Below are 21,630 nucleotides of genomic sequence, written 5' to 3'. Positions count from 1 at the left end.
GACACGCTCAACGGCGACCAGAGCGACGACACCTATGTCTATGCGCGCGGCGATGGCCACGACACGATTGTCGAAAATAATGTTTGGGACGGGGGCTTTGCCGATACACTTGCCCTACAACAGATCGCCGTTGCCGATGTGAGTTTGTCGCGCGTCGGCGAGGACATCATTCTGACGATCGCGGAGAGCGCGACCGGCGCCGGGGATGGCGGCAGCATCCGGCTGGTCAACATGAACCCCAACCGGGCCAATGGCATCGAGTTCGTGACCTTCGCTGACGGCACGCGCTGGGATGCCAACTATCTGCGCCAGCGGGTCGTGACGGAGGCCGCGACGGGCGGGAATGATGCGATCACCGGCTTTGACGGTAGCGAAGCCCTTTCTGGCGGCGGCGGCAATGATACTCTTACGGGGCGTTGGGGCAACGACACGCTCAACGGCGGCACGGGCAATGACACGCTCAACGGCGACCAGAGCGACGACACCTATGTCTATGCACGCGGTGATGGCCACGACACGATTGTCGATAACAACGTTTGGGACGGGGGCTTTGCCGATACACTTGCCCTACAACAGATCGCCGTTGCCGATGTGAGCCTATCGCGCGCTGGCGCTGACATCATTTTGGCAATTGCCGAGAGTGCGCCGGGCGCGGGAGATGGCGGCAGCATCCGGCTGATCAACATGGACCCCAACCGTGCGAATGGCATCGAGTTCGTGACCTTTGCAGATGGCACCCGCTGGGACGCAACTTATCTACGGCAGAATGCGGAGAGCCCGTCTCAGATGGCCGTGCCCGAGGCTCGTATCATGACGCAGAACGAAGCTATAACGTCTGCGGGACGGGAGAATGACGCTGTCGTTGGCGAGACCATGCTCTCGCACGCGCAAAAGGTCTCATTGCCGGCGTGGAGGAACGCAATCGTTCACGATCTCCATCGTTCCCTTATCGAGTTCGACAGCATCGATGGTTGGAATCGCTATCCACCGCAGCGCCCGAGCATTGAGGATAGCGAAATGTGGTCGGGTGGCGGAGCGCGCCTCGACGAGGCGGGACCGGCCGCCGAGATTGCAGGGATCAACCAAACGCTTGCCGCGATCGTCCAGGAAATGAGTTCATTCGGAGCCCGTTCGGCAGTCGAGGGGATTTCCGGGTGGTCCCGTGAGAATCTACGGCCGATAGAATTCTTCGCTTAGAACTGAGGCAATGCGCCGTGGCGCTTCATGTTGCTACGGCGCCCTCAGCCCAATTTTTGCGATGCATCGCCCTCGCTGCCGTTATAAAGCTCGCCCTACTGACGAAGCCTGACTGTAGCGGGGGTTTTCAGGCCACGGCGACCCTAGGGCATGGGTTCGCCGACGCTGTTAGCGGGATGGTCGACATCGGCAACGACCTGCTGAGCGGTTCAACTGCATGATGGGCACAAGGCCCGCAAATCTCTCAACATCGATCTCCTCCCATCCGCATCAGACGCGCAATGGGAAGGCGAGAAAAAGTTTAGGCGCAATAGCGCTAACCTGACTAGTTCATGTTAGCTTGCGTGCCTTCCCAGTGGGAAGGTGTGACATTCGGCGAGGGTCCGCCTCATCTTTATTTTTCGCGCTATCGCGCAGGCCCGCTCGCCGACTTACTGCGGCTCAGGGAAGAGGGCCAGAACTATTTTGAGTAGCGCTCTTGCTAAGCTTTGGAACGGATGAGAAACTAAAAGGAGTCATAGCAGGAACATGGACTCTCATCATGCGCACGCTCGGTCCCATCGGTCATCTTTGAGCAGACGTCCGCCGCTACATCGAAATAGAAGAAGACGAAGCAATCCTCGGCGTCGTCAAGATTAAGCGCAGGCCACGAAAGGATGACAAAGAAGAACGCCAACCTGCAGGTGGCCGTTTTTTTTGCTGGCTCCCGACTTTACGGTTCCGGGGCCCTTCTCAGAACGTCCCATGTCCGCTGCCGGTCATGTCAGCTTTCATTTGTCGCGTGACATTGTGACGAGGGGGCCGGGGGGATCATCGATCCTCCACGCGGCCTCGGGAACAAAGCGGCTCTCTTCATCTGCCCCGGCTGACCATGACGGCTATGTAGCCCGGCCTGGTGCGGTCATGGCCCTCTCCGCTGCTAACTTCGAAGTCTACGCGGGACGCGAGTCCGCCGTCGAATTCGCAGGCGACGGTACCGTTGCTTTGCTGACAAACATCAGCCAGAACCCGGCCGTCCGTCGTGATTATTGGCGCAAGGTCCACGAACATGAACGGGAAGCGCAACCCGACGCGATCGAATTTCATCGCTCCCGCTTGTCTCCGTCATCGTGGCTCCAGATTGCGGCAATCGAACGGCTCCCATCGCATGTGCGAGAAATGGCAGCGGCCATGGCCCCGACCAAAGGGCGCAAGGGAAACAAAAAGCCCGACGCTGAAGTCCAGATGGATCGGGTCGGGGCAGGAATACTCCTCTCAGTGATCCGAGATGAGATCGACGGATGGGATTGGAAGAAGCCTCCGATACGGCTCCGCAAGGGTCGCGGCGGTCGGACGCAATTCCGCCTGGCGGCCGAATTTCCGATCGGTATCGATGCGGCCGCCCGTCTGCGCATTACGTCTGCGTTCTGCCGCGACCTCGGTGAGATCGGCGTCATGTAGGCGCGCCATGACACGGGAACTGACAGAGACCATCCTCCGGGTGGTCGAGCGCGCGCCGCAATGAGTGCGGCGCGATCTCGATGCCAAGGACCCGGTCGCGCGCATCCTCGCCGAAGAATCTCTTGCGGCGATGATCGCTGACGCGCTTGAACGACAGACCGGCGCTGCGGTCTGAGGACTATTTCGCGCCGCGCACCGTGGCCTTCTTGCGCCCGCCGCCGCGGCCCTTGGTGCCGAGGCCGATTTGTTTCGCGAGCGCGCGGCGCTTCTCGGCATAGTTCGGTGCGACCATCGGGTAATCCTTCGGCAGGTTCCATTTGGCGCGATAGTCGTCGGGTGTCATATTGTAGTGCGTCATCAAATGACGGCGGAGCATCTTCAGCTTCTTGCCGTCCTCGAGACAGACGATGTAATCGGGCTTCACCGACGAACGGACCGACACCGCCGGCTCCTGCTTGACTTCGGGTTCTTCGATCGCGCCAAGTCCCGACAGCGCTTCGTGCACCGAGCGGATGACGAGCGCTATGTCCGATATGGCGACGCTGTTGTTGCTGACATGAGCCGCGACAATATCCGCCGTCAGCGTGACGAGCGTTTCGGAATCTTCCATTTGCGCCTCCAATGCGATGCAGTTCGATAGTATTCTATCGATATTCTCCATGCACCTTTGATCGGGCCGCTTCAACCATGTCGCAGCGCGGCAACCCGGCGGCACCGCGCGAGCGCGCGTCCGATCCGCTTCTCGACGGCCTTGCAGCTCATGCCGAGTTCATCGGCGATGCCCTGAACGCCGCCTCGCTCGCCGACACCTCGACGCTCTGGGCAATAGCCTCGCCCGCGACGATCTCATACGCGTCTTCCGCGCAATTGGGCCAGACGATCAGCGGCACGAGGATGCCGCGGTTCGCACCGACGGCAGGATGTTGGTGAGGTCCGGCTTCTTCGCGACACCGCGCATGTTGGCGGGCGACACCAAAAGCTGCGACAGTTCGATATGCTTGAATTCCATGATTTCTCTCCTTGCTCTTCCAAACCACCACAGCCCCGGCTGAGCGGGGTGGGCGGCGAGAGCGACCGGAGAGCGCGCTATGAAGGCAGGGCGCACCGCAGGCCGGAACACAGTGGAGGACCCCGCAGGGGTTGCGCCTGCCGGGCGGGCCTCAGAGGAGAGCGACGACCACTCCGCGCGGCCGGAGGCCACGCCATCGCGCGCCAGCGTGATGACCTTCAGGGCCGGAGCGAAGCTCCGGACTTTCGCGTCATGCGATCGTCACGGCGAAGCCGAAGAGACAGAGCGTAGCGGCGGCTCGGTGGAGCGAAGCGGAATAGAGCGCGGCCGCCACAGGCGGGACGCCAACCCAATTGCTCTGACTATGTAGGATTTTCGTTTCCCGACGGGATCGGGGAGGCGGCCGGGAACAAAAAAGGGCGGAAGCATAGCCTCCGCCCTTCGATGTTCGACTTGTCGTCGTTGTTAGAAGCGGAAGCCGCCGGTGGCGACGATCTGATGGCGCGATGCCGAAATGCCGGTGTTGAATCCGTCGGCGCTGTATTTGCCATAGTCCGAATAACGATATTCGAGACGAGCGAAGTTGGTCTGGCCAACAAGCTCGACGCCCGCGCCGACGCGAAAGCCGTCGAGCGTATCGCTGTCGCCGACGCTGCCGGTGCTGTCCGCATAGCGTGCCTTGATGCGGACATTGGTGTAACCGCCCTTGGCATAAAGGAGGACGTTCGAGCCAACCCCGAAGCCGACGCGCGCGCCGACATAAAGGTCACGCGACGCCGCGATCGACGCTTCATCGCCGGCTTCGAGAATGTCGGTCACCGATTCCTTGGCGGTGGAATCAGCCAGTTCGGCTTCCACGCCAACCACCGCATTGCCGAGATCAAAATCATAGCCCGCGGTCAGGCCGTATGCGAAGCCGCCCTTCGATGCGCTGTCGCCGTCGAGGCTCAGCTTGACGCTGTCATAGCCGGCGACGACGCCGACCTTCGCGCCGCCGAGAGAGGCGTCATCCTGCGCGTAGGCGGGAACGGAAACAACACAGGTGGCGAGAGCAGCCAAAATCGATTTTTTCATTTTAATTCCTCCAATATTCTTGGCGCAAAAGCGCGGCGCCCAGTTGGAGGAATTCTCCCGTAAGTCAATCTCTAATGTCTGTTGAAGACGAATCTCTTCAAGGGTGTTGCAGGTTCGTAACAGTTTTGACTTGAACAGTCCGTGATTCATCGGCCCGCTCTTTGCTTGATTACTTAAGAAAATATTATGCGTTCTCGACTTGGCATCGTCGATGGCTCTCTAGCCAGGGTCGAATCGGGGGGCGAATGCTGAGCGGGCCGATCGGGGGTGCCAATCTTGGCACCAAACCCCTCCGCTGGGACGTCATGGGAAAATTATTTCGACCCAAAAATCACACGCTAGGAAACAACAAGAGACGACAGGACAGGGCACGACAGAGGTAGGCGACACTATTTTTGGCACTCTTGCGCGATTTCTTCGGATCACCAATTCTATTCGCAGGGGAGCCCAACCAACGCCAGTCGATGGAGTAAGTGCCATGCCCGTCTCCGAAAGGATCATCCGTCTCCAGACCGTCCTCAATCGCACCCGACTGTCACGGTCCACCCTTTACCGCAAGATCGCCGAAGGCACCTTCCCGGCGCAAGTGCGGATCAGCGTTCATGGCGCGGGGTGGCGCGAGTCCGCCATCATCAACAATGAGCTTTGCGTCGGTGTCCGCGTCTGGAACCACAAGCATCGCGTGAGCGATCCCACCACCGGCAAGAGCGTCACCCGCTTCAATCCCGAAACCGAATGGATCAGGAACGAAGTCCCTGCGCTTCGCATCATCGATGACGCGCTGTGGCAGGCGGTCAAGCGTCAGCAGGAGGCGATTGCCGAACGCCATGCCGGTATCAGACACGCGGCGCAGGCGTGTGCGCTCCAGAACGCCCGGCGTCCGGCCTATCTACTCTCGGGCCTTCTCGAATGCGCACCTGCGCCGGCACCTATGCCATCGTCGTCGGCGACCGCTATGGGTGCGCCGGTCATCATCGCAGCGGCAACTGCTCCAATAATCGGACGATCCGCCGCGACGACATCGAACGCCGCGCGCTCGCGGGTATCACCGAACGGCTGGTGTCGGCGGACAAGATCGACGCCGCCGTGGCTGCATATGCCGCGCACATCAACCGTGAGAACCGCGAGCAGCGCTTAGCGGCTGACGGGGATCGGCGAGGACTGGCCCGGATCGACAAGGCCGTGGCGGGCATCATGGCCGCGATCGAGGACGGAATGTATCAGCCCGCTATGAAGGCGCGCATGGCCGAACTCGAACGCGAGCGGGCCGAGATTACCGCTCGACTTGCGGAAGCGCCTCAAGGCATCCCTGATATCCATCCCGGCATCGCCGAAATCTACAAGCGCAAGGTGGCCAGGCTCACCGAGTCGCTGGAAGACCCCGACACGCGGCTCGATGCCTCAAGCGATATCCGCTCGCTCGTTGGCAAGATCGTCTTGCATCCCGGCGAGAAGCGCGGCGAGGTGCGCGCTACGCTTCATGGCTCCCTTATCGGCATCCTCGACTTCGCCAGCGATACTCAGCAACCCGCCGAACGCCAAGTTATAACATCGGTGTCCCCGGGTTCGCGGGAATGACAAAGGTAGGGAATGAAGCTCCCGGCCCAAAGCGGATATTCGCGTCCTACCGCTTCATGCACTGGCGCGCATCGTCGCGCTTATATTCGCTGCAATTCCACAGCGCCTTTTCGAACCCGGCCTTGTCGTCGCGGAGGTAGGAGAAGGTCATCGCCGCGCGCTGCGTGTCGCTCATCGCATCGCTGTCGGGCTTCAGCACCGGGTTGGTCCAGCCCATGAACTTGCAATATGGCTTGTCGCCGCACAGCCGCAGCGCGGTGGTGACGAAGCTCTCGGGCGCGGCCTTGCGGTCGAGCTGGGTATAGATGGTATCGCGGCCCGCGCTCTCGCCCGCGCCGGCGACGACGCGCGCTTCGCCGACCGCGGCATTGGCATCGACACCCGCCATTTCGACCGGCAAGCCGAGTGCCATCGCGTGCAGCGGCGATATCGCCGCGAGCTTCGCCACCGGCCCGTCGCTCCCCGACACCGCGCCGCGGAACGCGCCCGGGGTGCCCCAATAGCCCGGCCAGCGGAAGAAGAGGTGGGTGTCGACGATCGCGATCTTCTCGAGGCTGTCGCTCCAATAGGGGCGGACCCAGTCGGTGTGATAATGGGTTGCAAGGCCGACCGGCGGATAGGTCCCTCCCGCCAGCATCATGTCGGCATTGTTCCTCGCGCGCTGCCACGCCGCGTCCGAATAGCGACGGCTCAATGCTCCGTCGCAGGTAAAGGTGAACTGGCACCCCGTCGTGCGTTCCGATCCCTGGAACACGACGCCGCAGATCGATTTGGGGAAGGCGGGATGGCGGGCGCGGTTGATCACGACCTGGCCGACCGCCTGCTGTCCCTTGGCGTCGTCGCCCGCCTCGTAAAGCATCGCGGCGGCAAGGCAGTCGCGGGCGCGGGCTTTCGCGTCGCCGCCGCCCGCATAAACGAACGGCCGCGCTGCGACGAAGCCCTTGGTGATCAGCGCGACCGCGGCGTTCTGCGTCCGCGCGTCGTCTTCGGTGACCGGCGCCAGTACCATCGGCTGGACTTCGGGCACGATGTCGGCGGGCGGCGCGACCGGCTGCCGGTGCGCGACATACTTTCGCGTGCCCGTCGAGTGACTCGCATAGATCACCGCCGCCACCGCCGCGACGACGATCAGGACGAACAACCAGCCCGTCCAGTCGCGCCGCGAGGGCAACGCCGTTTGATCGTCTTGGGGATGCACGAGCGGTCCTCAGATCTCCGGGAGGAAATCGGGAACCGACAGGTAGCGCTCGCCGGTGTCATAGTTGAAGCCGAGCACGCGGCTGCCCGCGGGAAGTTCGGCGAGCTTCTGTGCGATGGCCGCGAGGGTCGCACCCGACGAGATGCCGACAAGCATGCCCTCCTCGGTCGCGGCGCGGCGTGCGAAAGTCTTGGCGTCGGCAGCATCGACCTTTATCACGCCATCGAGCAGGTCGGTGTGCAGGTTGCGCGGGATGAAGCCGGCGCCGATGCCCTGGATCGGGTGCGGGCCGGGCTGGCCGCCCGAAATCACGGGCGAGAGATCGGGTTCGACGGCATAGACCTTCAAATTCGGCCAATGTCCTTTCAGGAACTGTGCAACGCCCGTGATGTGCCCACCGGTGCCGACGCCAGTGATCAGCACATCGATCGGGCTATCCTTGAAATCGGCGAGGATTTCGGGACCCGTCGTGCGGACGTGAACGTCGATATTGGCTTCATTCTCGAACTGCTGCGGCATCCACGCCCCGGGGGTCGTCTCCACCAGTTCGATGGCGCGCTCGATCGCGCCCTTCATGCCCTTTTCGCGCGGCGTCAGGTCGAAGGTGGCGCCATAGGCGAGCATCAACCGGCGGCGCTCGACCGACATGCTTTCGGGCATGACGAGCACGAGCTTGTAGCCCTTGACCGCGGCCGCCATCGCGAGGCCGATGCCGGTGTTACCCGACGTCGGCTCGACGATGGTGCCGCCGGCTTTCAGGCTGCCGTCCTTTTCGGCGGCTTCGATCATCGCAAGGCCGATTCGATCCTTGATCGATCCACCGGGATTGCTGCGCTCCGACTTCACCCAGACTTCGGCGTCGGGGAACAGCTTGGCGACACGGATGTGCGGCGTGTTGCCGATGGTCTCGAGGATCGAATTGGCTTTCATGGTCTGTGCGCTCTTTCCTTGAATTCGAATCGCGGGTCGCGGCGGACACGATTTGGCCAGTCTCCGGCGCGCAGCCAGAGTGCCTCGTCCGCCAGCGCCGGCGTCGTCGCGGGTTGTAACGAGGCGAGCAGATACTGTCCATAAGGCCAGTCGGCGATGCCCGAGTCCGCGTTGATATGGCCGAACGGCCCGGCGTTGACGAACCGGGCGTCCCAGTGCCGCGACAGGCGCCAGACATAGGAGGTTTTGGCATAAGGATCGTCATCGCTGGCCACGACGATCATCGGCGTCTGCGATGAAAGCGGCGGCGAGTCGGTGAAGCTTTCGACCCGCTTGTCGCGCCTCAGCTGCGTCAGGTCGGGCGGCGCGACGAGCAGCGCGCCGGCGATGCGGTCGCGCGCGACGCTGCTGGCGGCGGCGAACCAATGCGCAAAGGCATGGCAGCCCAGGCTGTGTGCGGCGACGAGGACGGGTTCGTGCTCGGCGTCGATCGCGGCGGCGATCCGCTCGACCCATTCGTCCTTTACCGGCTCGTCCCAGCCGCCGAGTTCGATTCGCTCGCAGCGGGCGAAGCTTCGCTCCCACAGGCTTTGCCAGTGGGTCGGGCCGCTGTTGTAGAGCCCGGGAATGGTCAGGATTTTGTGGCGGATATTCGAATTGTGCATGGCGGTCACTCCATCGGGGGAGAGAGGGGAACCGCGGTGACGGGTGAATTCTATTTAACTCAACTGATTAAATTGACAATATGCTTTTGACGAAATGAGCGCGAGGTGCGGCGAATGGTTTTGGCCTATCCGTTGGTCTGCCTGAACTGCGGCTCGAACGTCCGCGCACGTCGTAGCTCAGGAAATATCCAGGCCCAGAGCGCGGTCACACCGACCGCCGCAGCGCCGCCTATGACAACCGCGCTGACGGGACCAAGCGCTGCCGCCATTGCCCCGGCGCGCATTTCGCCAAGCTCGTTCGAGGCGGAAATGGCAAGTCCTGACGCGGCGCTGACGCGGCCGCGCATATGGTCGGGGGTGTTGAGCTGGATCAGCGTGCCGCGCACGAAGACCGAGAACATGTCGGCGGCGCCCATCAGGACGAGCACGCCGAGCGACAGGAACAGGTCGGTCGAGAGGCCGAACACCACTGTGCCGGCGCCGAACGCTGCGACGGCCCACAGCATCTTCACGCCGACGTTGCGCTCGATCGGGCGGATGGCCAAGCCGACGGCGACGCCGACCGATCCGAAGGCGACGGCGGCGCGCATCAATCCGGCGCCTTCGGGGCCGGCGTGCAATATATCGCGGGCGAACACGGGGAACATTGCGGTCGCGCCCGCGAGCAGGACGGCGAACAGGTCGAGCGTGATCGTCCCGAGCAGGAAGCGCTCGACCCATACGAACCGCAGCCCGTCGACCATTTCGCGCAGCGGGTGGCGGCGAACTTCGGCGGGCGGCGGCTGGACCCGCCTCACCCGACTGAGGGTGAAAGCCGATATGGCAAGCAGGATCGCCGAGAAAACATACACCGCCCCCGGATGCGCCGCATAGATGAGGCCGCCCGCAGCCGGGCCGATCACCGACGCCGACTGCCAGGCGATGCTGCTCATCGCGATCGCGCGCGGGAGCACCGCGGGCGGGACGATATTGGGCGCGATCGCGCTCATCGCTGGCCCCGAGAAGACGCGCGCGACGCCGTGGAGCGCGGCGAGGGTGAAGAGCAACGGCAGCGTCAACTGGTCGTGCCAGGTGAACCAGCCGAGCGTCGCGGCAATGAGAAGATCGATGAGATTCGAGAAGATCGCGACGCTGCGCCGTTCGAACCGGTCGGCCGCCCAGCCGGCGACGGGGGTCAGGATGGCGAGCGGAACGAACTGGAAGAGGCCGAGCAGCCCGAGCTGGAACGATGCCTCCTTGATCGACATGCCATAGTCGGTGCGCGCGGTGTCATAGAGCTGGTAGCCGATCACCACGACCATTGCGATCGTCGCCATCACCGCGGTGAAGCGCGCGAGCCAGAAATAGCGAAAGTCGGGAAAGCTGAGCGGGGAGGGGGCTTTGGGCGTGGCTTCCGGCATCACCGGGTCTTCGCCTTCGGGGGGAGGGATCGTCGCCATTGACGACCGCCGTAGCCCGCTTTTCGGGACTGTCCAGATGGCATAGCTTTGCCGTTCGTCGATTATCGGATGTCATTGATCGGGGGCGCTGGCAGAAGCGCCCCACAGGAGTCAGGGAGACACTCGAATGAAAAACAGATTTGCCCGCTTCGGCGGCGCTGCAATGGCCGCGACGTTGCTGGTCCTCACCGCGTGCAACGCATCCGACAACAAGTCGGCGACCGCGCCGAGCGCCAAGAACTGGACCGAATTCCGCGATAATTTCCTGAAGGGTTATTTCCCGCTCAATCCGAATTTCGCGGTCTATCAGGGCAAGCATGAGTTCGACGGCCAATTGCCCGACTGGTCGCCCGAGGGCCTCGAAAAGCAGGCGGCCTATCTCGAAAAGGCGATTGCCGACGCCAAGGCTTTCGACGGCGAAATGACCGAGGCCGAGAAGTTCGAGCGCGATTATCTGGTCCACGTCGCGCAAGGCCAGCTCTTCTTCCTCCGCGATACCGATTTCGCGCAGAAGAACCCGTCCTTCTACACCGGCGCGCTCGACCCCAACGTCTATATCGCGCGCCCCTATGCCGACGCGACGACGCGGATGAAGGCATTCATCGCCTATGCGGAAAAGGTCCCTGCGGCTGCGGCGCAGATCAAGGCGAACCTGAAGCTGCCGTTGCCCGCCACCTTCGTCAAATATGGCACTGCCGGCTTCGGTGGCTTCGCCGATTATTACAAGGGCGATGCCAAGGCGGCCTTTGCCGAGGTCAAGGATGCGGCGCTGCAGAAGCAGTTCGACGAGGCCGCTGCGAAGGCGGGTGCGGCGATGACCGACCTTGCCAAATATGTCGGATCGCAGCCGGGCACGCCCGACGGCTATGCGCTCGGCGCCGAAAAATTCTCGAAGATGATCCTGACCAACGAAGGCGTCGACACGCCCCTCGACGAACTCGAGCGGATCGGTCAGGCCGACCTCAAGCGCAACCAGGATGCGCTGAAGGCGGCTTGTGCCACCTATGCTGCGGGAATGACGATCGCCGACTGCATGAAGAAGATGAATGCGGACAAGCCCACCGACGGCCCTGTCGCCGAGGCGCGGCGCCAGCTGCCGACGCTGCGCGCCTTCCTGATCGAAAAGGATATCGTGACGATCCCCGGCACCGAACAGGCACAGGTCGAGGAATCGCCGCCGTACAACCGGCAGAACAGCGCCTATATCGACATCCCGGGGCCGTATGAGAAAGGCCTGCCGTCGGTCTATTATATCTCGCCGCCCGATCCCGCGTGGGACAAGCAGACGCAGGCCGATTTCGTCCCGGGCCGCAAGGATCTGATGTTCACCTCGGTCCACGAGGTATGGCCGGGGCACTTCCTCAATTTCCTTCACTCGAACCGCGCCGAAAGCATCTTCGGCAAGCTGTTCGTCGGCTACGCCTTCGCCGAGGGCTGGGCGCATTATACCGAGGAGATGATGTGGGACGCGGGATTGGGCGAGGGCGATCCTGAGACGCACATCGGCCAGCTGTCGAACGCGCTGCTCCGCGATTGCCGTTACCTGTCGGCGATCGGGCTGCACACCAAGGGTATGACCGTCGCCGACAGCGAAAAGCTGTTCAAGGAGCAATGCTATCAGGACGAGGGCAATGCGCGGCAGCAAGCGGCACGCGGCACCTATGATCCCGCCTATCTCAATTACACGATGGGCAAGCTGATGATCCGCAAGCTGCGCGAGGACTGGACGAAAGGCGACAAGACGAAGTGGAAGGCGTTCCACGACGAGTTCCTGTCCTACGGCGGTCCGCCGATCCCGATGGTCCGCGCGGCGATGATGAAGGAGCAGGCGCCGAAGGCGGTCTTCTGAGGCTGGCGAATCGAACGACCGACGGCTAGCCTCTTCAAAACAGGGGGCTAGCCGATGGTTGACGTTTTCATTTCCTATTCGCGCGACAACAAGGCGCGCGTCGCCGACATCGCCGCGGCGGTCGCCGCGGCGGGCTATGACGTCTGGTGGGATGCTGAGCTTCCGCCGCACCGTTCGTACGGCGACGTCATCACCGAAAAGATCGGTAGCGCGAAGGCCGCGATCGTCGTCTGGTCGCACCTATCGGCGCAATCCGAATGGGTGCGTGCCGAGGCCGACGTCGCACGCAACCAGAAAAAGCTGGTGCAGACGGCGATCGACGATGTGATGCCGCCGCTGCCGTTCAACCAAATCCAGTTCGCCGATCTGCGCGACTGGAACGGCGATCCGGCGCACAGCGGCTGGCGCAAGGTTCTGATGAGCCTCGAAGAGCTTTGCGGACGCGAAGCGGCGCCCGCACCGGTGGAAAGAAACGCACCGGCGCCGGTCGCGCCTCCACCACTCGCTTCGGATGATTGGCAGGCAGCGCCGCCGCCATCAAAGTCATCATTCCTCCCTTGGGCCCTGCTCGGGTTGGCCGTGATCGCCGTCGCATTGCTGGCGTGGAAGTTATTGCAGCCGCCGGCGGCGCCCGAAGCGACCGTGGTTGCGGCTTCGGCAGAGACCAATGCCGCGCCTGCTCCGGCCGATGAAGCCAAGGCCGTGCCGAGCGAGCCAGCCGAAGCCTTCACATTGGCGGCCGTAATCGACGACCCAGAGGGCTTCACCAACATTCGATCGGGGCAGAGCGCGAAGACGGCGATCGTCGGCAAAGTGCTCGAGGGTGAGAAATTCCTGACTTACAAGCAGGCGGGCCAGTGGTGGCGCGTGCGCAAGGCCGATGGCACGACGGGCTTCATGTTCCGCAAATATATCCAGCTCGTCGAAGGCGGCGCGCCGGCGATCCCCGCCGGCTCTGCGCCGACCGGCGTGGGCGGCAGTGGCGTCGTCATTCCCGACTCGTCGGACCGGCTGCTTTCGGCCGACGAGCTGGGCAATTACAGCGCGCTCGAACTCAAGATCGCGCGCAACGAGATTTTCGCACGCAACGGGTTCCGCTTCAGCGATCCGTCGCTTCGCGCGCATTTCAGCCAATTCAGCTGGTATCGCCCGACGAGCGATACGGTCGACCTGTCCACCACCGAGAAAGCGAATGTCGCGTTGCTGAAATCGGCCGAAACAGCGGCACGATGACGGGATCGGCGGACCGAAGCACGGCCGCCGAAGCCGAGGTCGCGCACCGGCTGGCCGAGGGCGACGCGCTGAGCGCATTCGACTGCGCCGCCGCGGCCCGGCGCGACGGAGCCGACAGCCCGCGCCTGCGCTACCTGATGGTGCGCGCGCTCGCCGCCTCGGGCGACAGTTTGGGGGCGATGCACCTCTATGAGCAGCTCGATCTCGCTGCGTCGGGCGATGTCGACAGCCTCGCGCTGGCGGGGCGGATATGGAAGGATGCCGCCTTCGATAATGGCGGCGACCGCCGCACGGTGCTGCTGGGGCAGGCCGTGGCCGCCTATCATCATGCATGGACGCTTTCGGGTGCCGCCTTTCCGGCGATCAACGCCGCGAGCCTCTATGCGCTGCTCGGCGAGCGCGAGCGCGCCGCGGCGTTGGCGGGGCCGATCGCCGCGAATGGCGCCGCCGATAATTATTGGGACCTGGTGACGCTGGTCGAGGCACTGCTGCTGCTGAACCGCGGCGAGGAAGCGCTGCGTCCCGCACAAGTGGCCAATAATCAGGCGGGGACCCGCGCCGGAGATCGCGCCTCAACGTGCCGCCAGCTGTCGCGCCTTTCCGCAAGCGGTGCGATTGACGCAGGTCATGCCGGTGCGATCGTCGACCTGCTTCGTCCGCCCCCGGTCGGGGTCTATTGCGGGCGAATGTTCCGTGCGGGCGGCGCCGGCGAGACCAATGCCCGCGCCGCCATCGCCACCGCACTCGATACGCAGCCGCTTTCGGCGCTGATCGGCCCGCTGGCTTGCGGCGCCGACATCCTGTTCGCCGAAGAAGCGCTCGCGCGCGGGATCGACCTCACCATCGTGCTGCCCTTCGCCGAGGAGGATTTCATTGCCCAGTCGGTGCTGTCGGGCGGCGAGGCCTGGCTGGCGCGCTATGTCGCGTGCCGCGACCGGGCCCCGATGGTCCATTTCGCCAGCGGTTCGCGCTATGTCAGCGACGATTGCCAGTTCGTCCTCGGTTCGCACACGATGATGGGCCTCGCGAAGCTGCGCGCGCGCGAACTGGAAACGACCGCGATCCAGCTTGCGGTGGTCGATCCCGAAGTCGCGGCGCGCCCCTCGGCCGCGATCGCCGGGACGAATGCCGATATTGCGCTGTGGCAGGAGCATGGCGGCGAGACCCTGACGATTTCTGTTGGTGCTCTCGACCGCAACCTCGACTTTCCTGCAGCGCCCAAGCCGCCAGAAGGAACACGCCGCGGGCTCTACGCGATATTGTTTGCGGATTTCGCGGGCTTTTCGAAGTTGGGCGAAGCTGAACTGCCGATCTTTGCCAGCGAGGTGATGGGCGGGATCGGCCGCATTCTCGACGATTTCGGTGATGCGGTGTTGTTCCGCAATACCTGGGGTGACGCAGTCTATGCGATCATCGACGACCCGGCGACGGCGGCGCGGATCGCGCTCGCGATGCAGGAGCGGCTCGATATCTTGCCACCGGAACTCGGGCTCGACGGGCAAAAGGCCGGAATGCGGACGGGCATTCATTTCGGGCCGATCTATCGCGGCGTCGATCCCGTCGTCGGGAACGAGCTATGGTACGGCACCGAGGTGACCCGCACTGCGCGGATCGAGCCGGTCACACTGGTAGGGCAGGTTTATTGCACGCAGCCGCTCGCGGCGATGCTCGCACTCCGCAACGCCCGCGATTTCGATTGCGATTATGTCGGCAAGGTGCAGCTCGCCAAGGACTATGGCGAGCTCGCCCTCTATCGATTGTCGCGCGGCTCAGTCTGACGGGGCGCGTAGCCGCGCGACGAAAAAGCCATCGAGACCGCCCGCGTCGGCGAGCATGGCGGGGAGCGTGCGGATCAGGCCCTTCTCGTCAGCGGCAATCGCTTCGGGCAGTTCCTCGGCGCCTGCGGGGGCAATGGTCCATCCGGCATGGTGGTCGAGGAAGGTCGACACCTGATCCTCGCCTTCGGCTTGCTCGAGCGAGCAGGTCGCATAGATCAAGGTCCCGCCCGGCTTGACCCAGCGCGCGGCGCGCGACAGCAGTTCAGCCTGCAGCGCGGCCATTTCCTCAATCTGCCGCGGTTCGATGCGGTGGAGCACGTCGGGATGGCGGCGGAAGATACCGGTGGCCGAGCAGGGCGCATCGAGCAGCACCGCGTCGACCTGATCCTCGGGCGCCCACGACCGGATATCGCCTTGGACGATTTCGGCGGACAGGCCCGTGCGTTCCATGTTGGCGCGGAGCCGTTCGAGCCGTTTCGCGCTGGAATCGACCGCGACGACATTCCATCCCGCGGCCGCGAGTTGCATCGTCTTGCCGCCCGGCGCGGCACAGAGGTCGAGCACGGTCCGGCCTTCGCCCGCGCCGAGCAGGCGCGCGGGCAGGCTTGCCGCCAGGTCCTGCACCCACCAGCCGCCTTCGGCATAGCCGGGCATCGTCTCGACCGCCTGACCGCGGGGCAGGCGGCGATGGCGCGGTGCGAGCGAAACGGCGTCGGGCCATTCTTCCGTACCCGGTTCGGCGGCGAAGCTGAGGTCGATCGGCGGCGGCGCGCTCCACGCCGCTTCTGCCGCTTCGACCATCGACAGGCTCCATTGCTCGGCCCAGCGTTCGGCGGTGGGCAAGGGAAGCGTTGCCCGGTCGGGAAGTTGCCATTCTTCTTGCTGCGCGCGCGACAGGATCGCGTGGACCAGTCGTCGCGGCCCGCCATCGACGAGCGGCAGGGCGGTCGACACGACCGCATGGCCGGGGCTTTTGAGAACGAGCAACTGCGCCAGCGCAATCCGCAACACAGCGCGCGATTTGACGTCGTCAGGGAGGATTTGCGCCGTCGCGCCGTCGATCAGCGCGTCGAGGTCGACCATCCAGCGCAGCGTTTCGGACACGATCGCCACCGCGAAGGCGCGGTCGGTGGCTGTCAGGCCCTGGGTGGCGGCATGCATTGCGATGTCCAGCGGGTCGCCGCGCCGCAGGATCGCGTCGATCAGCCGCAACGCGGCGCGTCGCGTCGCCGTACCCGCGGGATCGGCGCCGCCGGACGATCGTGGGCGCCGGGGTGGGCGGCGATCAGCCATGATGGGGAACGGGGTGGTTGGCGTGACGCATGAAAAATCCTATAAGGCGGGTATCATGACCGACAGCAGCCAAAATGAAACCATCGGCGGAACGCCGCGCGCTGTAAAGCGCCCAGCGCATGTGAAGGCTCCCGCGGGCTGGACGAACAGTGCGGTGCCGTCGCCCGAACCCATCCACGAGGATAAGGCCGAGGATCAACCCGGTGGGCGCAACCCTGTGCGCTACGGCGACTGGGAATTGAAGGGGGTCGCGGTCGACTTCTGATCGGGGCGTCGCCGCGGTTCGGCCGATAATCTAGAGATAGCGCCGGAATTTAAATGGCCGCCCTTGCACTGAGCAAGGACGGCCACAGTTTTTTGTGATTAGACGGCCGGAAGCTCGGTGTTGAGGGGCATCTTGCCGCTCTTGACCTGTTCGGCGAACACTTCGCGCATAAGCTGTAGCGAGAAGAGGTGCGCGAAGATCAGGCCGAGGATGCCGTTCTGCATCAACTTGCGCAGCACGTCGCCGCGCAGTTCGCGCAGCTTGTTCTCGTCGACCATCTGGAAACCGCGATAGACGAAAGGCTTGTCATTGCCTTCCTGCTGGATGGCGACTTCGCCGTCCATCAGAAGGTCGGCCTTCTTCAGTTCGTCCATGAACATGCCGGTGCGCTGGCCGGCTTCTTCGAAATTCTTGCAGAATTCGAGAACGGCCTGAACCTGTTCCGACGGCTGGCCGTCGATGAACAGCGCATCGCCCTCGTCGAACTTGCCGATCGCGCCCGACGTCGGGTCAAAGCACAGCGACAGATCTTCCGAATCAGGCTGGAGCCGCGCGAGGAGGAAGGGGTAGCGGCGGATGTAGGCCGGGACATAGACCGGATTGATCAGCTTGCCTTCGTCGTCGACGAAGGTGTTGATGCCTTCGTTCAGGCCCATCAGCGCGAGCGGAACCGGATTGTCGCCGGCCGAGAAGACGATCGGGAAAAAGCGGCATGCCGACACGAACTCGTCCGAGGTCAGCGGAATGGCGTGCTGGCCCACGAGGAATTCGGCGCTGTCGAGCGGACGTGCGTGGAAATCGGCATGCTCGACGCTCGAAAGCGGGGCGAGGTCCTTGTAGAACAGCGGCAGATTGGCAGGTGCGGGCGCGGTGGCCATGTTTGAACTCCGGTAAGGGTCCCGCAGTTCGGGACAAAAAGGATAAAGCGCCTTATTGACCCGCGCCGCGCGGCGCAAGAGGGCGATGATGCAAGCGGGCGATATGCGGCACAGCGGGGCCGGGCGGTAGTCAGGCGACCAGTTTGCCGGGATTGAAGAGGCCCGCCGGATCGAGCCCGGCCTTAACTCCGCGCAGCGCGGACAAACGTGCCGGGCTGTCCAGTTCGGCCAGGATGTCGCGTTTCATCTGACCGATGCCATGCTCGGCCGAAATCGATCCGCCGAGTTCGAGGACGTGCGAATAGACCAGCCGGCTGACGGCCGCGCCATGCTCGGCGAGCCACGCCGCGCCGTCGGCGTCGGCGGGTGGCTGGACATGGTGGTGGACATTCCCGTCGCCCAAATGCCCGAAAGACAGCGCGCGAGCACCCGAAAAGGCCGAAGTCAAACGGCCTGGATTTTCGGCGATGAAGACGGGCATCAAATCGACGGGCACGCTGATGTCATGCTGTAACGCGGGCCCCTCGGCGCGTTCGGCTTCGGAGATGGAATCGCGCAGGCGCCAGAAATCCTCGCTCTCGCGGTCGCTTTTGGCGATCACGACATCGCGGATCAACCCGGCGTCGAGTGCCGCAGCGAGTTGCCGTTCCAAGGCTTCACCCAAAGCCTGATCGCTTTCGCCGGCGAGTTCGAGCAGGACATACCACGGCTGTGCGGTCGCAAGCGGCGCGCGCGTCTGGGGAATATGGCGCAACACCGCGTCGAGGCAGGCGTCCGGGATCAGCTCGAACCCCTCGAGCTCGCGCCCGATCGCGGCATCGACTTGGCGCAGCAGCAGCAGCGCGCTTTCGGGCGAATCGATCCCGATCCACGCCGTCCGCCGGGCGGCGGCCGCGGGGACGAGGCGCAGCGATGCGGCGGTGACGATCCCCAACGTCCCTTCGGCCCCGCAGAACAGGTGCCGCAGGTCATAGCCGCGGTTATCCTTTTTGAGCGGGGCCAGCCCGTCGAAAATGCTGCCATCGGGCAAAACCGCTTCGATGCCTGCAACCAGCGCGCGCATCGATCCGTGGCGGAGCACCTGGGTGCCGCCGGCGTTGGTCGACACCAGCCCGCCGATCGTTGCCGAGCCCTTGCCTCCAAGAGTGAGCGGAAAACGGAGCGCGTGCGCGAGGACGGCGTTGTGGAAATTCTCCAGGATCACGCCGGCTTCGGCAACTGCAAGCTGCCCCGCCTCGTCGATATGGCGTATCCGGTTCATGCGCCGCAGACTGAGCAACAGCTGATCGCCGCTGGCATCGGGGGTCGCGCCGCCGACCATGCCGCTGTTGCCCCCCTGGGGAATCAGTGCGACCTCGGCCTCGGCGGACAGGCGCACGATCGAGGCGACTTCGCCGGTGGTCGCGGGCGACAGCATCGCGGCGGCACGGCCGTGATATTTGCCGCGCCAGTCGGTCAGCCAGGGCGCCATCGCATCCGGGTCGGCGCTATAACCTTTGGGGCCGAGCAAATTTGCGAATGCGTCGAGCAGCGATGCAGATGGCGGGCGCGTCATGCCGGTCCACTCCGGAAATTTCCTGCTCCACAAGCGGGCAGGGGGTGACAGCAGTTCATTTGATGTTCAATCATCCTTGTTAAAGGGAGCGATGGACGAATAGTATCTTTTCGTCCAGCGGGCATGGACGCGGGAGCCATAGGTGAGCGAAATCTTCGGTCAGAACGCCAAAGGAGCGGCAGCGGGGCTGTGCTGACGGCGGCATTCCTGTGGTTTGTGGCCGCGGCGCCAGCGGCGGACGCGACGGTGCCCGTTGCCGCGCCGGAACCGTTGGTCGCAATTTCCTCGCCGACGCCCGAACAGGTTTCTTCCTTCTGGCAGGTGGTGATCGAGCAGCAGCTGATCATCCGCGTGCCCGCCCAGCGTTCGCAGCTCAACAATTTCGCGGCGGGCCCATCGATGTCCAAACGCGCGACCGAACTGCCTGTCGTCTGGAAAGAGAAAAAGGCGCCCAAATGCGTATCGATGCGCAATATTTTGGGGATGCAGGCGGTCCAGCGCGACAGCATCGATATCATCACGCGGCAGAAGCAGCGGCTACGCGCGCAACTCAACCGCGGTTGCCGCGCGCTCGATTTTTATGCCGGTTTCTACATGCAAGGTAGCAAGGACGGAAAATTGTGCGAGGATCGTGATCAGATCCACGCTCGGACCGGCGCAAAGTGCGAGATCGACAAGTTCAAGCTGATGGTTCCGGTCCGCGAAGACGATTAATCGCGTTTATCGCGGCCTTTCCTTGACTTTTCCTCATCATTTGCCCAATGGCCGCGGCAACGTCCGCCTGCGTGGGAGGCTGGGCGCCAACTCTTTTCCGGACATGATGATCTTATGAAATTTGCCGACATCGGCCTTTCCGACGAACTTTTGCGCGCGATCGACGAGTCGGGGTATAACGAAGCGACCCCGATCCAGGCGGGAGTTATTCCGTCGGTCCTGATGATGCGCGACATCATCGGCATCGCCCAGACGGGCACCGGCAAGACCGCGTCGTTCGTGCTGCCGATGATCGACATCCTTGCCCACGGCCGCGCCCGCGCGCTGATGCCGCGCTCGCTGATCCTCGCGCCGACACGCGAACTCGCGGCGCAGGTCGCTGAAAATTTTGAAAAATACGGCAAATATCACAAGCTTTCGATGGCGCTGCTGATCGGCGGCGTGCAGATGGGCGATCAGGTCAAGGCGCTCGAAAAGGGGGTCGACGTGTTGATCGCGACGCCGGGCCGCCTGATGGACCTGTTCGAACGCGGGAAGATTTTGCTGACCGGTTGCAACCTGCTCGTCATCGACGAAGCCGACCGGATGCTCGACATGGGCTTCATCCCCGACATCGAGAATATCTGCACCAAGCTGCCGGCGACTCGGCAGACCCTGCTCTTCTCGGCGACGATGCCGGCGCCGATTAAGCGGCTGGCCGACAAGTTTCTGTCGAACCCGAAGACGATCGAAGTCGCGCGTCCGGCAAGCCGGAATGAGAATATCGAGCAGTTCCTGGTCAAGACATCGGAACGCAGCAAGCGTGACACGCTTCGCAGCCTGATCGAGACCGAGAAGGTCGGCACCGCGATCATCTTCTGCAACCGCAAGACGACCGTGCGCGAGTTGGCTAAATCGCTGCAACGCTATGGCTATAAGGCGGGCGAGATCCAGGGCGACATGGACCAGTCGAGCCGCACCGCCGAACTCGAACGGTTCAAGAACGGCACGATCAACATCCTGGTCGCGTCGGACGTCGCGGCGCGCGGGCTCGACGTCAAGGGCGTCAGCCATGTCTTCAATTTCGACGCGCCGTGGCACCCCGACGATTATGTCCACCGCATCGGCCGCACCGGCCGCGCAGGCGCCCAGGGACGCGCGTTCACGCTGGTGACGCCCTCGGATGACGAGGCGATCGACAATATCCAGAAGCTGACCGGCTACAAGATTCCGATCCATGGCGGCGGCGCGCCAGCGGCGGATGTCGCCAAGCCCGACCGCGATGCGGAAGAGGGCGAGCCGCGGCGCGGACGTTCGGCGCGCGGCGGGCGCGGCAAAGCTGCTGCGAAGCCGGAGAAGGCACCTGCGCGTCCGGCGCCGGCCGCCGAAGCGCAGCCCGTGAAGCCGCGCGAAGACCGGAAGCCGCGCAATGATCGCAAGCCGGCGCCCGCCAAGCGTGACGATCTGGACGGCCCCGACGATGGCTGGAACGGCCCGATGCCGGGCTTCCTCTCGGTCGGTTTCGACAGCTGACGCCGGCGGAAAGCGGTTGCTGG

At 63.8% G+C, this 21,630-nt stretch carries 20 protein-coding genes and 2 pseudogenes; 11 read left to right on the top strand and 11 right to left on the bottom strand.

Annotated features, from left to right (window positions below):
- Positions 1-1,197, top strand: a 1,197-nt coding sequence (locus ACTJI5_RS02485; protein ID WP_440859277.1) for a calcium-binding protein, incomplete at its 5' end; no start/stop codon positions are given.
- Positions 1,198-2,100: 903 nt separating this feature from the next.
- Positions 2,101-2,637 (top strand): hypothetical protein, encoded by a 537-nt coding sequence (locus ACTJI5_RS02480; RefSeq protein WP_440859276.1) that lies wholly within the window; start codon positions 2,101-2,103, stop codon positions 2,635-2,637.
- Between the two features lie 178 nt (positions 2,638-2,815).
- Here ACTJI5_RS02480 and ACTJI5_RS02475 read toward each other — a convergent pair whose 3' ends face one another.
- The 4 genes from ACTJI5_RS02475 to ACTJI5_RS02460 all read right to left on the bottom strand — a co-directional run bounded on the left by ACTJI5_RS02475 (position 2,816) and on the right by ACTJI5_RS02460 (position 4,720).
- Entirely contained in the window at positions 2,816-3,247 is a 432-nt protein-coding gene (locus ACTJI5_RS02475; RefSeq protein ID WP_440859275.1) for a MucR family transcriptional regulator, read from the bottom strand.
- Positions 3,248-3,395: 148 nt separating this feature from the next.
- Positions 3,396-3,527 (bottom strand): hypothetical protein, encoded by a 132-nt coding sequence (locus tag ACTJI5_RS02470; protein ID WP_440859274.1) that lies wholly within the window; start codon positions 3,525-3,527, stop codon positions 3,396-3,398.
- Positions 3,518-3,646: a hypothetical protein gene (locus ACTJI5_RS02465; protein ID WP_440859273.1), complete on the bottom strand. Its 129-nt coding sequence runs from the start codon at positions 3,644-3,646 to the stop codon at positions 3,518-3,520. The genes ACTJI5_RS02470 and ACTJI5_RS02465 overlap by 10 nt, the downstream gene beginning before the upstream one ends.
- 465 nt (positions 3,647-4,111) lie before the next feature.
- Positions 4,112-4,720 carry an outer membrane protein gene (locus tag ACTJI5_RS02460; protein ID WP_440859272.1) on the bottom strand — a complete coding sequence of 203 codons (609 nt, stop codon included), beginning with the start codon at positions 4,718-4,720 and terminating at the stop codon, positions 4,112-4,114.
- 478 nt (positions 4,721-5,198) lie between these two features.
- Between ACTJI5_RS02460 and ACTJI5_RS02455 the strand changes: the two are divergent.
- From ACTJI5_RS02455 to ACTJI5_RS02445, 3 genes and pseudogenes are all read left to right on the top strand, one after another.
- A pseudogene (locus ACTJI5_RS02455) lies at positions 5,199-5,351 on the top strand (helix-turn-helix transcriptional regulator); the annotation flags it as partial.
- 51 nt (positions 5,352-5,402) lie between these two features.
- Positions 5,403-5,468: pseudogene (locus tag ACTJI5_RS02450) on the top strand (hypothetical protein); the annotation flags it as partial.
- Between the two features lie 161 nt (positions 5,469-5,629).
- The gene (locus ACTJI5_RS02445; RefSeq protein ID WP_440859284.1) at positions 5,630-6,298 is read left to right on the top strand and encodes a hypothetical protein; all 669 of its coding nucleotides are present in this window, start codon (positions 5,630-5,632) and stop codon (positions 6,296-6,298) included.
- Between the two features lie 46 nt (positions 6,299-6,344).
- On the opposite strand, the gene ACTJI5_RS02440 is transcribed toward ACTJI5_RS02445, so the two are convergent.
- The 4 genes from ACTJI5_RS02440 to ACTJI5_RS02425 all read right to left on the bottom strand — a co-directional run bounded on the left by ACTJI5_RS02440 (position 6,345) and on the right by ACTJI5_RS02425 (position 10,530).
- The gene (locus tag ACTJI5_RS02440; protein WP_440859271.1) at positions 6,345-7,496 is read right to left on the bottom strand and encodes a cell wall hydrolase; all 1,152 of its coding nucleotides are present in this window, start codon (positions 7,494-7,496) and stop codon (positions 6,345-6,347) included.
- Between the two features lie 9 nt (positions 7,497-7,505).
- Entirely contained in the window at positions 7,506-8,426 is a 921-nt protein-coding gene (cysK, locus tag ACTJI5_RS02435; RefSeq protein ID WP_440859270.1) for a cysteine synthase A, read from the bottom strand.
- Positions 8,423-9,091 carry an RBBP9/YdeN family alpha/beta hydrolase gene (locus ACTJI5_RS02430; protein WP_440859269.1) on the bottom strand — a complete coding sequence of 223 codons (669 nt, stop codon included), beginning with the start codon at positions 9,089-9,091 and terminating at the stop codon, positions 8,423-8,425. Before ACTJI5_RS02430 ends, cysK begins: the two co-directional genes overlap by 4 nt.
- 125 nt (positions 9,092-9,216) lie before the next feature.
- The gene (locus tag ACTJI5_RS02425) at positions 9,217-10,530 is read right to left on the bottom strand and encodes an MFS transporter (RefSeq protein ID WP_440859268.1); all 1,314 of its coding nucleotides are present in this window, start codon (positions 10,528-10,530) and stop codon (positions 9,217-9,219) included.
- 127 nt (positions 10,531-10,657) lie between these two features.
- On the opposite strand from ACTJI5_RS02425, the gene ACTJI5_RS02420 reads away from it, so the two are divergent.
- The 3 genes from ACTJI5_RS02420 to ACTJI5_RS02410 are packed head-to-tail and all read left to right on the top strand — an operon-like array spanning position 10,658 to position 15,390.
- Complete coding sequence (locus ACTJI5_RS02420) at positions 10,658-12,379, top strand: DUF885 domain-containing protein (protein ID WP_440859267.1); 1,722 nt, start codon at positions 10,658-10,660, stop codon at positions 12,377-12,379.
- A gap of 54 nt (positions 12,380-12,433) precedes the next feature.
- The gene (locus ACTJI5_RS02415; RefSeq protein ID WP_440859266.1) at positions 12,434-13,612 is read left to right on the top strand and encodes a YARHG domain-containing protein; all 1,179 of its coding nucleotides are present in this window, start codon (positions 12,434-12,436) and stop codon (positions 13,610-13,612) included.
- Positions 13,609-15,390 carry a tetratricopeptide repeat-containing protein gene (locus tag ACTJI5_RS02410; protein WP_440859265.1) on the top strand — a complete coding sequence of 594 codons (1,782 nt, stop codon included), beginning with the start codon at positions 13,609-13,611 and terminating at the stop codon, positions 15,388-15,390. Before ACTJI5_RS02415 ends, ACTJI5_RS02410 begins: the two co-directional genes overlap by 4 nt.
- On the opposite strand, the gene ACTJI5_RS02405 is transcribed toward ACTJI5_RS02410, so the two are convergent.
- On the bottom strand, positions 15,382-16,683 hold the full coding sequence (locus ACTJI5_RS02405; RefSeq protein WP_440859264.1) for an RsmB/NOP family class I SAM-dependent RNA methyltransferase: 1,302 nt from the start codon (positions 16,681-16,683) through the stop codon (positions 15,382-15,384). The genes ACTJI5_RS02410 and ACTJI5_RS02405 overlap by 9 nt on opposite strands.
- Before the next feature lie 55 nt (positions 16,684-16,738).
- Between ACTJI5_RS02405 and ACTJI5_RS02400 the strand changes: the two genes are divergently transcribed.
- Entirely contained in the window at positions 16,739-16,948 is a 210-nt protein-coding gene (locus tag ACTJI5_RS02400; RefSeq protein WP_440859263.1) for a DUF1674 domain-containing protein, read from the top strand.
- A gap of 98 nt (positions 16,949-17,046) precedes the next feature.
- Here the strand turns inward: ACTJI5_RS02400 and ACTJI5_RS02395 are convergent, their stop codons facing one another.
- Both ACTJI5_RS02395 and ACTJI5_RS02390 read right to left on the bottom strand, forming a co-directional pair.
- The gene (locus tag ACTJI5_RS02395; RefSeq protein WP_058538376.1) at positions 17,047-17,826 is read right to left on the bottom strand and encodes a SapC family protein; all 780 of its coding nucleotides are present in this window, start codon (positions 17,824-17,826) and stop codon (positions 17,047-17,049) included.
- A 130-nt stretch (positions 17,827-17,956) separates the two neighbouring features.
- A complete protein-coding gene (locus tag ACTJI5_RS02390; protein ID WP_440859262.1) occupies positions 17,957-19,381 on the bottom strand; it encodes an FAD-binding oxidoreductase in 1,425 nt (474 codons plus the stop codon).
- A 123-nt stretch (positions 19,382-19,504) separates the two neighbouring features.
- Here ACTJI5_RS02390 and ACTJI5_RS02385 point away from each other — a divergent pair, with 123 nt between their 5' ends.
- Positions 19,505-20,095 carry a hypothetical protein gene (locus ACTJI5_RS02385; RefSeq protein WP_440859261.1) on the top strand — a complete coding sequence of 197 codons (591 nt, stop codon included), beginning with the start codon at positions 19,505-19,507 and terminating at the stop codon, positions 20,093-20,095.
- 114 nt (positions 20,096-20,209) lie between these two features.
- Positions 20,210-21,607: a DEAD/DEAH box helicase gene (locus ACTJI5_RS02380; protein ID WP_440859260.1), complete on the top strand. Its 1,398-nt coding sequence runs from the start codon at positions 20,210-20,212 to the stop codon at positions 21,605-21,607.
- Positions 21,608-21,630: the final 23 nt, after the last annotated feature.

This window comes from Sphingopyxis sp. 22461, assembly GCF_052044915.1.
Taxonomy (GTDB): domain Bacteria; phylum Pseudomonadota; class Alphaproteobacteria; order Sphingomonadales; family Sphingomonadaceae; genus Sphingopyxis.
This window is presented reverse-complemented; position numbering and strand designations above follow the sequence as displayed.